The 13,317-nt window shown below is 45.8% G+C and carries 16 protein-coding genes; 2 read left to right on the forward strand and 14 right to left on the reverse strand.

Annotated elements, in window-relative coordinates:
* Window position 1: 1 nt before the first annotated feature.
* The 14 genes from T495_RS0111495 to map all read right to left on the reverse strand — a co-directional run bounded on the left by T495_RS0111495 (window position 2) and on the right by map (window position 11,507).
* Window positions 2-1,000, reverse strand: a complete 999-nt coding sequence (locus T495_RS0111495; protein ID WP_028903484.1) for a VWA domain-containing protein — start codon at window positions 998-1,000, stop codon at window positions 2-4.
* Window positions 1,001-1,010: 10 nt separating this feature from the next.
* Window positions 1,011-2,078, reverse strand: a complete 1,068-nt coding sequence (locus T495_RS0111500) for a BatD family protein (RefSeq protein ID WP_033148772.1) — start codon at window positions 2,076-2,078, stop codon at window positions 1,011-1,013.
* On the reverse strand, window positions 2,078-2,947 hold the full coding sequence (locus tag T495_RS0111505) for a DUF58 domain-containing protein (protein WP_028903482.1): 870 nt from the start codon (window positions 2,945-2,947) through the stop codon (window positions 2,078-2,080). The genes T495_RS0111500 and T495_RS0111505 overlap by 1 nt, the downstream gene beginning before the upstream one ends.
* Window positions 2,947-3,942 carry a MoxR family ATPase gene (locus tag T495_RS0111510; RefSeq protein ID WP_033148773.1) on the reverse strand — a complete coding sequence of 332 codons (996 nt, stop codon included), beginning with the start codon at window positions 3,940-3,942 and terminating at the stop codon, window positions 2,947-2,949. The genes T495_RS0111505 and T495_RS0111510 overlap by 1 nt, the downstream gene beginning before the upstream one ends.
* A gap of 144 nt (window positions 3,943-4,086) precedes the next feature.
* Window positions 4,087-5,685: an HU family DNA-binding protein gene (locus T495_RS15300; RefSeq protein WP_033148774.1), complete on the reverse strand. Its 1,599-nt coding sequence runs from the start codon at window positions 5,683-5,685 to the stop codon at window positions 4,087-4,089.
* Entirely contained in the window at window positions 5,685-5,972 is a 288-nt protein-coding gene (locus T495_RS0111520; protein ID WP_028903479.1) for an HU family DNA-binding protein, read from the reverse strand. The genes T495_RS15300 and T495_RS0111520 overlap by 1 nt, the downstream gene beginning before the upstream one ends.
* On the reverse strand, window positions 5,962-7,275 hold the full coding sequence (gene rimO / locus T495_RS0111525; RefSeq protein WP_028903478.1) for a 30S ribosomal protein S12 methylthiotransferase RimO: 1,314 nt from the start codon (window positions 7,273-7,275) through the stop codon (window positions 5,962-5,964). Before rimO ends, T495_RS0111520 begins: the two co-directional genes overlap by 11 nt.
* The gene (gene ftsY, locus T495_RS0111530) at window positions 7,268-8,221 is read right to left on the reverse strand and encodes a signal recognition particle-docking protein FtsY (protein ID WP_028903477.1); all 954 of its coding nucleotides are present in this window, start codon (window positions 8,219-8,221) and stop codon (window positions 7,268-7,270) included. Before ftsY ends, rimO begins: the two co-directional genes overlap by 8 nt.
* Window positions 8,222-8,325: 104 nt before the next feature.
* Window positions 8,326-8,484 (reverse strand): DUF4295 domain-containing protein, encoded by a 159-nt coding sequence (locus T495_RS15625; RefSeq protein WP_006950479.1) that lies wholly within the window; start codon window positions 8,482-8,484, stop codon window positions 8,326-8,328.
* Between the two features lie 13 nt (window positions 8,485-8,497).
* A complete protein-coding gene (rpmG, locus tag T495_RS0111535; RefSeq protein ID WP_028903476.1) occupies window positions 8,498-8,689 on the reverse strand; it encodes a 50S ribosomal protein L33 in 192 nt (63 codons plus the stop codon).
* A gap of 4 nt (window positions 8,690-8,693) precedes the next feature.
* The gene (gene rpmB / locus T495_RS0111540; RefSeq protein ID WP_013063140.1) at window positions 8,694-8,957 is read right to left on the reverse strand and encodes a 50S ribosomal protein L28; all 264 of its coding nucleotides are present in this window, start codon (window positions 8,955-8,957) and stop codon (window positions 8,694-8,696) included.
* A 118-nt stretch (window positions 8,958-9,075) separates the two neighbouring features.
* Window positions 9,076-9,591 (reverse strand): CinA family protein, encoded by a 516-nt coding sequence (locus T495_RS0111545; RefSeq protein WP_033148775.1) that lies wholly within the window; start codon window positions 9,589-9,591, stop codon window positions 9,076-9,078.
* Between the two features lie 11 nt (window positions 9,592-9,602).
* On the reverse strand, window positions 9,603-10,634 hold the full coding sequence (tsaD, locus tag T495_RS0111550) for a tRNA (adenosine(37)-N6)-threonylcarbamoyltransferase complex transferase subunit TsaD (RefSeq protein WP_028903474.1): 1,032 nt from the start codon (window positions 10,632-10,634) through the stop codon (window positions 9,603-9,605).
* Between the two features lie 6 nt (window positions 10,635-10,640).
* A complete protein-coding gene (map, locus tag T495_RS0111555) occupies window positions 10,641-11,507 on the reverse strand; it encodes a type I methionyl aminopeptidase (protein ID WP_033148776.1) in 867 nt (288 codons plus the stop codon).
* 260 nt (window positions 11,508-11,767) lie between these two features.
* On the opposite strand from map, the gene T495_RS0111560 reads away from it, so the two are divergent.
* Complete coding sequence (locus tag T495_RS0111560) at window positions 11,768-12,442, forward strand: transcription termination/antitermination NusG family protein (RefSeq protein WP_033148777.1); 675 nt, start codon at window positions 11,768-11,770, stop codon at window positions 12,440-12,442.
* Between the two features lie 14 nt (window positions 12,443-12,456).
* Window positions 12,457-13,305 (forward strand): ABC transporter permease, encoded by an 849-nt coding sequence (locus T495_RS0111565; RefSeq protein ID WP_033148778.1) that lies wholly within the window; start codon window positions 12,457-12,459, stop codon window positions 13,303-13,305.
* Window positions 13,306-13,317: the final 12 nt, after the last annotated feature.

Below are 13,317 nucleotides of genomic sequence, written 5' to 3' on the forward strand. Positions count from 1 at the left end.
ATTATGGAATCCTCCTAAAGATTGTTATACGAAGTAGAATTTCGAGCAGCAGGGCTAAAACAGCCACAAGCGCAAAAGGCTGATAGGCCTCATAACGCTTGCTAAAGGTCTTAACGTTAAGTTTCGACTTTTCCAACCGATCAATTTCCTTATAGATATTACGAAGTTCTTTGGTATTTGTAGCGCGATAGAAATCACCCTCGGTTGCAGCAGCAATCTCGCTAAGGGTCTTAGTATCTATCTCGACAGGAATGTTAACATACTGCACACCGCCAGCCACAGGCATTGGATAAGGAGCCACCTTATTGGTACCAACACCAATGGTATACACACGGATACCCATGCTTTTGGCAATCTCGGCTGCAGTAGATGGAGAAATATCACCACGGTTATTACTACCATCGGTCAGCAGAATAACCACTCTGCTTTTAGCCTTCGAATCCTTCAGACGGCTCACAGCATTAGCCAATCCCATACCAATAGCAGTTCCGTCCTCAATGAGTCCGCGAGCAGCAATATCTGTACGTACATTCTGCAGCAGATTCAACAGCGATGTGTGATCAGTTGTCATAGGACACTGTGTGAATGACTCGCCTGCAAAGATAACCAATCCGATGTTATCATTAGGACGACCACTGACGAACTCTGAAGCCACCTGCTTGGCAGCTTCAATACGGTTAGGACGCAGATCCTCTGCCAACATACTGGTCGAGACATCCATCGCCAGCATAATATCAATACCCTCAACAGTCTTACTATCCCATGAATTCTGAGTCTGAGGGCGAGCCAGAACCATTACTATCATGACAAATACCAGCAGTCTGAGCAACATAGAAAGCGGCATCAATGTCACCTTCCAACTACGAGGCGCATAGCGAAACACAAAGGTATCGCTCATCCGCAGCGTAGGCTCGGTTTTCTTTCTGTACATCACATACCATATCACATAAGGTATGATGAGCAGAAGTAACAGCAGATATTCTTTATTGACAAATTCCATTTGTTCTGTTTTAATTCAATAACTGATAAAGTGTATATGCCACATATCCGAACAAGACGACACACACCACAGAGATCAACGTGATGACCGTCTTGAGCAGTCGGCGTGACTTCTGTGTACGCTGATCTTCCTCCGAGAGCTGTGGTTTAACCGTTTCTTCCACAGGCTGATTCTCAAGTTTGGTCTGGTTAATGAAATCGATAGCACTCACAAGGTTCTTATCATTCTCATTAATCAGCGTAGAATACTTGGCGAACTTAACCAGATCGGCAGTCATGAACAGCTCGCGCAGTTCGTCGAGAGCCTTCTGGTCCTGCGATGCTGTCAGTCGCTCGATAATCTCGCTACTGGTCATCTCCATGGCATTAAATCCATAGCGCTCTTCGATATACTTACGCAAGGTATCGGTAAGTTTGGTATAGTATTCCTTTGAGTTCTCTGATGCAACCATCTTATCAGCCTTAATCTGCTCAATCTCTTGCATAGCCTTCTGATGAGGCAGTAATCGTTTCACAATGCGGATATGAGTGATGATGGGCTTATTGTCGCGCAGACGAAGATAGAGATAGTAGCACAAAGCCAACAGTACCAGCATCAGCACACTGAGCCAGAAAGGCAGGCTCCACTCACTCCAGAGGAACGGATTATCCTGCACATCCTTAGGTCCAAAGAACTGATCAACCTGAGTGGTATCTACATCAATCGTAAGTACCTTCAAAGCCAGACTCTTACTCTTATACTGCTTGCCATCAACCTTGACAACCATTGGTGGCAGGTAATAAAGGGTATCATCAAACGAGGTTAATGTATAAACCATCGAACGGGCTTCGAAACCATCTCCTGCGTCGCGTTTCTGCTCCTGACAAGAAAGGACTTCCACACCAGGAGTTATCATCTGGGTTGGCTGGAACTGAGGGAATTCAACCTTTGCTGAAGGCTGAACCGTTGTTGTCAACTTCAGATGAGTCTGCTGACCAACAAATATCTGAATCGAGTCAATCTCTGCCTCGATAGACACTTGTGCTGATATCAGCAAAGCATTAGCAATCAGTGATATAAGAAGAAATATTCTTTTCATTAATTACGCTGTTTAAATAGCAATAGCAACGATTTCACGAAGTCCTCGTTGGTGGCTATGCTCACATTGTCCACATTGCTCTTATTAAAAGTATCCAGCAACTGCGCTTGTCGTGTCATCCAGTATTTCTGGTAAGCCTGACGCAGTTTTTTGGAACTCGTATCTACATACTGCTCATACCCCGTTTCAGCATCAACGACCTTCATTAAACCTACATCAGGCAACTCACGGGCACGCTGATCATACACCTGAATAGCAACCACATCATGCTTGCGATTGGCAATCTGCAGCGACTGCAGGAAATCTTCACGCACATAGAAGTCACTAAGAATGAAAGCGGTAGTACGACGTTTTTGTACACTCGACAAGAATTCGATGGCCTGCTTGATGTCAGTACGTGTCGATTCCGGTTTAAAGTCGAGCATCTCACGTATAATATACAGAATATGCTTACGACCTTTCTTCGGTGGAATATACTTCTCAATCTTATCAGAGAAGAAGATGACCCCAATCTTATCGTTGTTCTGAATAGCACTAAAAGCAAGGGTGGCAGCAATCTCTGTCACCATATCACGCTTCATCTGCTTCTGGGTTCCGAAATCGAGCGATCCGCTGACGTCGATGAGCAGCATGACCGTCATCTCACGTTCTTCTTCGAACACCTTGACATAAGGACGATGGAAACGAGCAGTCACATTCCAGTCAATATCTCGCACATCATCACCAAACTGATACTCGCGCACCTCGCTAAAGGCCATTCCCCTACCCTTAAAGGCAGAATGATACTGACCTGCAAAGATGTTAGAGCTCAGACCACGGGTCTTGATCTCGATCTTACGGACTTTCTTTATGATCTCAGAGGTTTCCATTAGGGCACTTCAACCTTATTGATAATCTTTGAAACAATCTCCTCGCTGGTGATATTGCTGGCCTCAGCCTCGTAGGTCAGTCCGATACGATGGCGCAGCACATCATGAGCCACAGCACGAACATCCTCTGGCACCACATAACCACGACGCTTGATGAATGCATAAGCACGAGCAGCCTTGGCCAGATTGATGCTGGCACGTGGCGAACCTCCGAACGAAATCATATCCTTCAGGTCCTTCAAGCCATAGCGATCAGGATAACGTGTAGCAAATACGATATCAGCAATATACTGCTCAATCTTCTCATCGATATAGACCTCGCGTACTACACTACGAGCTTTCAGAATCTCATCAGCAGTAGTCACAGGTGTCACGGATGGCATTTCACCAGTGATATTCTCACGGATAATCTTCTTCTCTTCTTCGAGTGAAGGATAGTCGATAACCACCTTCAACATAAAACGGTCTACCTGTGCTTCAGGCAATGGATAGGTACCCTCCTGTTCGATTGGGTTCTGAGTAGCCATCACGAGGAATGGGTTTGGCAAGCTGAAAGTCTGGCTGCCAATAGTAACCTGTTTTTCCTGCATGGCCTCAAGCAGAGCACTCTGCACCTTGGCTGGTGCACGGTTGATTTCATCAGCCAGCACGAAATTAGCGAATACAGGTCCCTTCTTCACCTGGAACTTCTCTTCCTTCTGTGAATAGATCATTGTACCAATGACATCGGCAGGAAGAAGGTCGGGTGTAAACTGGATGCGGCTGTAATCAGAATCAATCAACTGCGAAAGGGTCTTAATGGCCAGGGTCTTAGCCAGACCAGGAACACCTTCCAAAAGAATATGTCCATCACTCAACAAACCAATCAAAAGTGAATCTATCAGATGCTTCTGACCCACGATGACGCGGTCCATTCCACTTACAAGATTTGTTACAAATGCGCTTTGTTGTTCAATCCGGATATTCAACTCACGGATATCAATAGCTTCTGCCATAATATTTTCTATTTATAAGTTTTCTAAAATTTGACTGCAAAATTACTTTTTTTATAAGACTTGACCACTATTTATGTGTCTAAATAATATTAAAAAAGTTTCCCAAAACCTAAGTTTTAAGAAACTTTTTCATTATTTGCAGGTTTAGTTGGCTGTTGCAGCCTTCTTTTTCTTTTTCAACTCCAGTTTTGGGATTTTGATTTCCTGTCCCACTTTTAGTGGAGTCGAGGCTTTGATGTTGTTATATACCTCAAGATAGCACTCCATATCTGGACCTAAAATACGGCGCGAAATCTTTACAAGATTCTCACCTTCCTTTACCTTTACCACCTTTTCGGTTCCAATAATACGGTAAGCACCAAGACGCACACGGACATCCATCTCGTCGTACTTATTGTATACAGGTTTGGCCTCTTTTTCTGCCTTAGCCTTGGCATCCGCTTTGGCTTTAGCTTCAGCTGCAGCTTTCTCAGCATCGGCCTTTGCCTTTGCTTTGGCTTCTGCTTCTTTTGCCTTTTGCTCTTCCGCCTTCTGCTTTTCTGCAGCCGCCTCCTCTACTGGTGCGGCCTCTTCAGCAGGCGCCTCCTTTACCTTGGCCCCAGCGGCTTCAACCTTAACAACCTCTGCCTTCTGAACATTAATGACTGTGCTCTTTTCAGCAGGCTCTACCAGCTGAGAACAAGGATAATAGCTACCCAGCAGATAACCACCAGCCAATCCAATGATAACAGCAACCAATACTAATAACCACTTAGAAGCGGGATTACCTTTGGTTTCAGGTACCTCCTCTTCAGCAGGCTCATCCTCTTCTGCAGGTTCCTCTTCAGCTGGGGCTTCTTCTGTCTGAGGTTCCTCTTCAACGAGAGGTTGCTCTTCAACGAGAGGTTGCTCTTCAACGAGAGGTTGCTCTTCAACAATAGGCTGTTCTTCAACCTCAGGTATATCTTCAACAGCAGGTTCCTCAATTATCTCTGGCTCTGGCTCAACAGTAGGTTGGGCCTCAACAACTGGAGCAGGTTCTGGAACGACCTCAGGTTCTGGAACGACCTCAGCTTCTGGAACGACCTCACGCTCAGTAGCAACATAAGGCTCAATAACCCACTCAGGAACATCCTCCTCAGCAACCTCCTCAGCAACCTCAGGCTCAGATTCAACTTCCGGTTCTGGCTCAACCACAGGTTCTGGCTCAACCACAGGTTCTGGCTCAACCACAGGCTCAGGCTCAGACTCTACCACAGGCTCATCTGGATCACCAAAATCCACAAGCGGCATTGACGAGTGATCATCGCCCATAACCTCCTCTGGCTCAGACTCAACCATAGGCTCTGGAGCCACTACTGGCTCTGGCTCAACTACTGGTTCTGATTCTACTTCCTGCTCAGGAGCGTCAGTAGTTGTTGTAGCAAGATCCTCGAAGTCTACGCCCTCATTCAGCACCACCGTCTCAAACTGCGAGAACGGCTTGTTAACCAGCTCTTTCAGCAAAGCATCAGGTGAATAGGTTATCTTTCCATGTCCTTCAATAAGCACACGCTCACCTGTATTGACATTTACACTTTCGCGATCTTCCACATCAATAATCTTGAAAGTACCTAATCCTTTAACTTTTACAAGCTTATCGGTTTCAAGATGCTGTTGCACAATATCAAACATAGCGCCCACAAACGCACTTGCTTCGCGCTTATTCAGCTTCTTACGCTCTATCAGCACATTGGCCAACTCCTGCATTGAAATCTTTCCCATCACTCGGTTCCTCCATTCTTAACGCGTTCTTTCCAACTAACATTCGGTTTGAATGTCAGCACTAATTTTGGTGGAACCAACATGCGCTGTCCTGTAGAAGGATTTACCATGATACGCTCCATCTTCTTTTTTACTTCGAATGTGCCGAAAGTGGGAATCAACACCGAGTCATCATCTTGGAAATGATCACCCATTGCCTCAACAACACAATTCACGAACTGCTGTGTTTCCTCAGCAGTGTAGCCTGTTCGTTGCGCCAATTCTGTGATAAAGTCTTTATTGTTCATATGTTTTAATGATTGTGGTTCCGTATAAATCAAATTCCTCAGAATCCTTTATCAAGACATCGTAGAACTCTCCGATATTCAGCTTTGCCTCAGCTGCGGGTATCAGCACCTCAGGATCAACTTCTGGCGAGCAGAATTCTGTACGGCCGATATAATAATCGCCCTCACGCCTGTCAATAATCACCTTGAATACCTTCCCGACTTTCTCAGCCTCAAGTTCTGCGCTGATATTCTGCTGGATACGCATGATCTTATCGAGTCGATTCTGCTTCACATCCTCAGGCACATCGTCCTCAAAGTTGTCAGCCGAATAGGTTCCTTCTTCCTCAGAATAAGCAAAAGCACCCATACGTTCAAAGCGCGCCCATTTCACAAATGCCTTGAGCTCCTCGAAATCCTCATCAGTCTCACCAGGGAAACCAACCATCAGCGTTGTTCGGATGTGGATGCCAGGCACCTCTTCACGCATACGGCGCACCAGTTCATAGGTTTCCTCCTTGGTTACGTGTCGACGCATACGGGTCAGCATGTTATCCGACACATGCTGAAGGGCAATGTCGAGATACTTACAAACGTTCTGCTTTTCACGAATCACACGAAGCAGGTCCCATGGGAAATGTGTGGGATAAGCATAGTGCAAGCGAATCCACTCAACACCTGGAATATCGGCCATCTGCTCGATGAGCTCAGCAATATGCTGCTTACCATCCAAGTCAACACCATAATAAGTTAACTCCTGAGCAATGACATTAAACTCCTTGGTACCCTGGCTCACCAGATAGCGGACCTCATCCAGGATCTCCTGCATCGGACGGCTCTGGTGCTTACCAGTAATCAGAGGGATAGCACAATAGGCGCAATGACGATCGCAGCCCTCACTAATCTTGATATAGGCGTAATGACGAGGAGTGGTGATATGGCGTTTGCCTTCGCAAACCTTGAAATCCTCACCCTTCAGGTCATTCAATAATTTCTTATAATTGAACTTTCCATACCAGCCGTCGACCTCAGGAATCTCACGCTCCAAGTCGGCCAGATAACGCTCGGAAAGACAACCCATCACAAAAAGTTTCTCGATACGTCCTTCTGTCTTAGCCTGAGCAAACTCCAGGATGGTATTAATGCTCTCTTCCTTCGCATCGTTGATAAAACCACAGGTGTTAACGACTACGATTTCGCCCTGAGGATCATCGCTATCGTGCGTACACTGATAGCCATTAGCCTCCATCAAGCCCATCAGAGTCTCACTATCAACCAGATTCTTAGAGCATCCCAGTGAAATAATATCTATTGTCTTACTCATTGAACAGCGAATCTACAAACTGGCGTTTATTAAACAACTGGAGGTCGGTCATCCCCTCGCCCAGTCCGATATACTTTACAGGAACCTTCAACTGGTCGGAGATACCAATCACGACACCCCCTTTGGCAGTACCATCAAGTTTGGTGATAGCCAGCGAAGTAATCTGGGTAACAGCAGCAAACTGCTTGGCCTGTTCGAAGGCATTCTGACCAGTAGAGCCGTCAAGCACAAGCATCACCTCATCAGGAGCCTCAGGCAGAACCTTCTTCATCACTTCTTTGATTTTCTTCAGCTCGTTCATCAAGCCCACTTTGTTATGCAGACGTCCTGCCGTATCAATCAGAACCACATCGGCTCCGTTAGCCTTCGCACTCGACAGTGTATCGAAAGCCACACTGGCAGGATCGCTACCCATCTGCTGCTTGATAACAGGCACGCCTACCCTTTCGCCCCAAATGCACAGCTGCTCTACAGCTGCAGCACGGAAAGTATCGGCAGCGCCAAGATATACTTTCTTACCAGCCTGCTTGAATTGCCAAGCCAGCTTACCGATGGTTGTGGTTTTACCCACACCATTCACGCCAACCACCAGGATAACGTATGGCTTATGGTCGGCAGGCAGATCCCAGTTATCATTATCCTCCGAATGGTTCTCTGCCAACAGATTTGCTATCTCATCACGCAGTATGGCATTCAGTTCAGAAGTACTGACATACTTATCACGAGCCACACGCTCCTCGATGCGCTGAATAATCTTCAATGTGGTGTCAACGCCGACATCACTTGTAATGAGAACTTCTTCCAGATTATCCAAGACATCATCATCCACCTTCGACTTTCCAGCTACAGCACGAGCAAGCTTATCGAAGACGCTTGTCTTAGTTTTCTCCAAGCCCTTATCAAGGGTCTCCTTTTTATCCTTACTAAAAAATCCAAATAAACCCATATTGCAATATTTTCGATTGCAAAGATAGGTATAATTTACGACACAACCAAAAAAAGAGGCTGCAAATTTCTTTGCAGCCTCTCATTTTATATGAATAATGTCAATTAGTTCTTAAAGAAGTCCTTAACGGCCTCGTTTGGAACCATCTGCTCGTCGAAGATGTAAGCACCAGTCTTGGGGCTCTTAACCATCTTGATTACCTTTGTGTAAGCGCGACCATCCTTTGAGCCTTCGTGGAGGGTAGCAACGGTTTTCTTTGCCATACTTCAGTCGTAATTATTTAATCTCCTTGTGAAGAGTCATCTTCTTCAGGATTGGGTTATACTTCATAAGCTCCATACGCTCAGGCGTATTCTTACGATTCTTTGTGGTTACATAACGGCTAGTACCGGGCATACCACTGTTCTTGTGCTCAGTGCACTCCAGAATAACCTGGACGCGATTACCTTTTGCTTTCTTACTTGCCATGATTTTAATCTCCTATCACTTTAATATCCTTCCAGTCTACAAAACCTTTAGCGACAGCCTGCTTCAAGGCAGCATCCAGACCAACTTTGTTAATCATACGAAGACCAGCAGCGCTAATCTTCAACTGAATCCAGCAACCCTCCTCTACATAGTAGAACTTCTTGCTGAAAAGGTTGACATCAAAGCTTCTCTTAGTACGGTGCTTTGAGTGAGACACATTGCAACCTATCTGTGCCTTCTTTCCTGTAATTTGACAAATCTTAGACATTTCTATCTACTTTTTACTTGTGATTTACACTTACTTATTCCAAACAGCGTGCAAAATTACACAATTTTATTGAGATTCAGATAATTACACGACTGGAAAATAAAAGAATTAATAATTTTTAACCTTCTCGCATGGGTCTGGGGGCATCTTCTTCCTTCAAGAAGCCCAAAAACATCTCCATAGCACGGTTTGTAGCGATAGCCAGATTAATGTCTCGACCGTAGTCTTCTTCCAGCTTCATGGTAGTCACTCTTTCAGGACTTCCGCAAGCCAACCAGATGGTGCCTACGGGTATCTCTTTGGTACCTCCGGTAGGACCAGCAAAGCCCGTTGCAGCAATCGCATAATCGGTATTCAGTGCCTTACATGCACCCTTTACCATAGCAATCGCAACCTCCTCACACACAGCGGTTTTCTCTTCGAGCAACTGATGGTCAACACCCAGCAGATTCTCCTTAACCTCGTCGATATATGAGATAATACCACCCTTGAAATACTTGGAAGCACCAGGCACAGCAATGATTGCCTCAGCAATACGGCCACCAGTACAACTCTCAGCGGTACTTACAGTCTTTTCTGTTTCCCAGAGGATTTCACTCACCTCCCTACTTGTAATCTTACTTTCAAAATCCATATTTAGTTTTATTATTTAAACGTCACTTTACTGAATGCAGGCGCATCGATCGAGCAGAACTGCTGGTCCTGATACTTATAATAGCCCACGATACCTATCATGGCAGCGTTATCAGTGGTATAGCTGAACTTGGGGATATAGATGGTCCAGCCATAGCGCTTCTCAGCATCGTAGAACGCATTGCGCAGTCCGTTGTTGGCACTCACGCCACCAGCCACAGCCACATGCTTGATCCCCGTCTGCTTCACAGCCTTCTTCAGTTTCTTCATCAGGATATCCACAATCGTCCACTCTAACGAGGCAGCGATATCCTCCTTATGCTTCTCGATGAAGTCAGGATCCTCAGCCACCCACTTCTGCATCGAATAGAGGAACGAGGTCTTCAAGCCCGAGAAACTATAGTCGAGTCCAGGGATATTAGGTTCAGCAAACTGGAAAGCCTTGGGGTTTCCCTGCCGCGCCAATCTATCGATGATTGGGCCACCAGGATAACCAAGTCCCATCACCTTCGAGCACTTGTCGATAGCCTCACCAGCCGCATCGTCGATGGTCTGTCCCAGCACCTCCATATCGTTATAGGCGTTCACCTTCACAATCTGTGAGTTTCCGCCAGAAACCAGCAGACAGAGGAATGGCAATGGTGGCTGATGCTGATCATCCTCGCTCTCCTTAATGAAATGCGCCATCACATGTCCCTGCAGATGGTTCACGTCAATCATCGGGATACCCAACGAACGGGCAAAACCCTTAGCAAAGCTCACACCAACCAGCAACGAGCCCATCAGTCCCGGACCACGGGTAAAGGCAATCGCTGTCAAGTCCTCTTTGGTAATGCCAGCCTTCTTGATAGCCTGATCAACCACAGGCACCACATTCTGTTGGTGAGCTCTCGATGCTAACTCGGGCACCACCCCACCGTATGCCTCGTGTACAGCCTGCGAAGCTGTGACATTCGACAGCAGAATACCATTCTTCAGGACAGCTGCCGATGTATCATCACACGAGCTCTCTATACCTAATATATATATATCCTTTTCCACCACTATTCACTAATACGTCAGTACTTCAACACCATGTTCAGTCATCACGAGCGTATGCTCCCACTGGGCGCTGGGCAGTTCATCTTCAGTAATCACCTCCCATCCGTATGGATCGTCAGCATCGATAAACACCTTCCAGGTACCCATATTGATCATAGGCTCGATGGTAAACACCATACCGGGCACCAGTAGCATACCAGTGCCACGATGACCATAGTGGTTCACATCAGGTTCCTCGTGGAATTTCAGTCCTACGCCATGTCCTGCCAGATCGCGAACGATACCATAGCCATACTTCTTACAATGCTTCTCGATGGCATGACCTATATCGCCCACAAAGCTATAAGGCTTAGCAGCCTCCATACCTATCTCCAGACACTCCTTAGCCACACGCACCAGCTGTTCCTTCTCAGGCGATGTCTTGCCGATAATGAACATACGGCTTGCGTCAGCATAGTAGCCATCAAGGATGGTCGTAAAGTCCACATTGATGATATCGCCCTCCTCGAGCACGTCCTCCTCTTTGGGAATGCCGTGGCAAACCACCTCGTTGATAGAGGTACATACACTCATGGGGAATCCTTCGTAATTGAGACAAGCAGGGATGGCGCCAGCGTCCTCGCATACCCTGCGACATATCTGGTCGATCTCCAGTGTGTTCATACCAGCCTTAATCTCCTTGGCCACTGCGTCGAGCACAGCGGTATTTACAACACCCGCCTTGCGGATGCCTTCTATCTGTTCTGGGGTTTTAATCAAGTCACGTGTTGGTACCAGCTTACCCTTGTTCTCCCAATACATGATGGTTTTATCCATCTCAGTGGGCTCCTGTCCGGGCAAGCAATGCCATCTTCTTTTCTTATTAAATGCACTCATTTCACCTTATTATATATATAATCGGGTGCAAAGGTACTGCAAATTATGCGAATAACCAAATTAATTTGTTATTTTTCTAATTATCGAGGATTGAGAAAGAGCTCTTGTTTCCATCCCAGAATATTATAATCACAATCGATTAACTATATTTAACATGTAAATATAAAAAAATAGTGACAATATTTCATATCTTTGTATCCAAAAGTACCAATACAAAGGTTCTGTGTTAGTGCTTTGTGAGATATAATGGATCGTTGGATATGAACGCATTGGATAATGCTAATATCAAGGACGAGAATTGCTCAGGATTTGTCTCCTTTGCCATCCCCGAAGCGAAAAGCTCAAAAACAGGGGTGTCGGTAAGATATGTCCCGTGTGAAGACAAGGCATGGTATGTCCTCCGTATCAAGTATGGGCAGGCACAGGCAGTTGCTGATGCCCTCATTGAGGACGGCACCTATGCCTATTTGGCGAAGGTATGGAAAGACATCAGGCACAAGGAGACGGGCAAGAAGCAAAGAAAGCTATTCCCTTTCATGAACCTTCTTTTTGCATACATGACGGAACAAGAAGCAGAAAAGTATGTCAGGCATTCCGAAATGTCGCAATATACCACTTACTATTACAATCATTTCGTTACCGACAAGAACGGCCACAACCCACCGTTGACAGTCCGTTCCAAAGATATGGAACCATTACTCAGAGTTACCGCTCTGCTCGACGAGCATGTGATGGAAATCGACACCAATACCTGCCGGTTTCTTTCTAACGATTTAGTGCGTATCAACGATGGCCCCTTTAAAGATATAACAGGCCGTGTAGCCCGAATAGCAGGACAAAAGAGGGTGGTCATCACTATCAAAGGACTGCAATCCAGTTTGACCACCGCTTATATTCCACCTTACTGTCTTGAAAAAATCGAAAACGAAGAATAAGTTTAATCAAATATATGGAGCAACAAGTCTGGACGATGAAGATAAGGCCGCATGAAAAACTGTGGCATATTGATTTCAAGGAAATCTGGCATTACCGCGACCTGATAGAACTGTTCGTCAGGCGCAACATCGTGGTGCAGTATAAGCAGACCATACTGGGGCCGCTTTGGTATCTGATACAACCCATTTTGACCGTTATCATGAATATGGTGGTGTTTGGCAGCATTGCCAAGATGAGCACGGACGGGATGCCACAGGCAATATTTTATATGGCTGGTAATATTTGTTGGTTCTATTTCTCCGACTGTCTGAATCAGACGTCAAACACATTCACAGCCAATCAGAACATGTTTGGCAAGGTCTATTTCCCTCGTCTGGTGGTGCCCATCGCTGTGGTGATATCCAATCTGTTGCGATTTGTCATTCAGGTAGGGCTCTTTGTGGCGCTTTATCTCTATTTCTTTATGGCAGGTGCTCCTATAGCCCCCAATTGGGCTATTCTGCTTACGCCCCTATTGGTCGTGATGTTGGCAGGTCTTGGTCTTGGCTTTGGCATCCTGATCTCCTCGCTCACCACGAAGTATCGTGATTTTACGATTCTCTTTACCTTCATCGTTCAACTCTGGATGTATGCTACGCCTATTGTCTATCCACTCAGCATGGTGGAAGAAGGTACGCTGCGCACACTGATTATGGCCAACCCGATGACCTCCATCATCGAGGCATTCAAGTATGCGACGTTAGGACAGGGCTATTTCTCTTGGTTCGCCTTAGGCTATAGTTTCCTGTTCATGAGTGTGCTGTTGCTATTCAGCGTTGCTATATTTAATAAGGTACAACGTAATTTCATGGATACCGTCTAAAAGTGAATAGTT

Origin of the sequence: Prevotella sp. P6B1 (assembly GCF_000702825.1) — a bacterium.
Classification (GTDB): domain Bacteria; phylum Bacteroidota; class Bacteroidia; order Bacteroidales; family Bacteroidaceae; genus Prevotella.

Coding starts and splice junctions, on each gene's coding strand:
- T495_RS0111495 (WP_028903484.1), bottom strand. CDS start 1,000: ATGGAATTTGTCAATAAAGAATATCTGCTGTTACTTCTGCTCATCATA.
- T495_RS0111500 (WP_033148772.1), bottom strand. CDS start 2,078: ATGAAAAGAATATTTCTTCTTATATCACTGATTGCTAATGCTTTGCTG.
- T495_RS0111505 (WP_028903482.1), bottom strand. CDS start 2,947: ATGGAAACCTCTGAGATCATAAAGAAAGTCCGTAAGATCGAGATCAAG.
- T495_RS0111510 (WP_033148773.1), bottom strand. CDS start 3,942: ATGGCAGAAGCTATTGATATCCGTGAGTTGAATATCCGGATTGAACAA.
- T495_RS15300 (WP_033148774.1), bottom strand. CDS start 5,685: ATGGGAAAGATTTCAATGCAGGAGTTGGCCAATGTGCTGATAGAGCGT.
- T495_RS0111520 (WP_028903479.1), bottom strand. CDS start 5,972: ATGAACAATAAAGACTTTATCACAGAATTGGCGCAACGAACAGGCTAC.
- rimO (WP_028903478.1), bottom strand. CDS start 7,275: ATGAGTAAGACAATAGATATTATTTCACTGGGATGCTCTAAGAATCTG.
- ftsY (WP_028903477.1), bottom strand. CDS start 8,221: ATGGGTTTATTTGGATTTTTTAGTAAGGATAAAAAGGAGACCCTTGAT.
- T495_RS15625 (WP_006950479.1), bottom strand. CDS start 8,484: ATGGCAAAGAAAACCGTTGCTACCCTCCACGAAGGCTCAAAGGATGGT.
- rpmG (WP_028903476.1), bottom strand. CDS start 8,689: ATGGCAAGTAAGAAAGCAAAAGGTAATCGCGTCCAGGTTATTCTGGAG.
- rpmB (WP_013063140.1), bottom strand. CDS start 8,957: ATGTCTAAGATTTGTCAAATTACAGGAAAGAAGGCACAGATAGGTTGC.
- T495_RS0111545 (WP_033148775.1), bottom strand. CDS start 9,591: ATGGATTTTGAAAGTAAGATTACAAGTAGGGAGGTGAGTGAAATCCTC.
- map (WP_033148776.1), bottom strand. CDS start 11,507: ATGAGTGCATTTAATAAGAAAAGAAGATGGCATTGCTTGCCCGGACAG.
- T495_RS0111560 (WP_033148777.1), top strand. CDS start 11,768: ATGAACGCATTGGATAATGCTAATATCAAGGACGAGAATTGCTCAGGA.
- T495_RS0111565 (WP_033148778.1), top strand. CDS start 12,457: ATGGAGCAACAAGTCTGGACGATGAAGATAAGGCCGCATGAAAAACTG.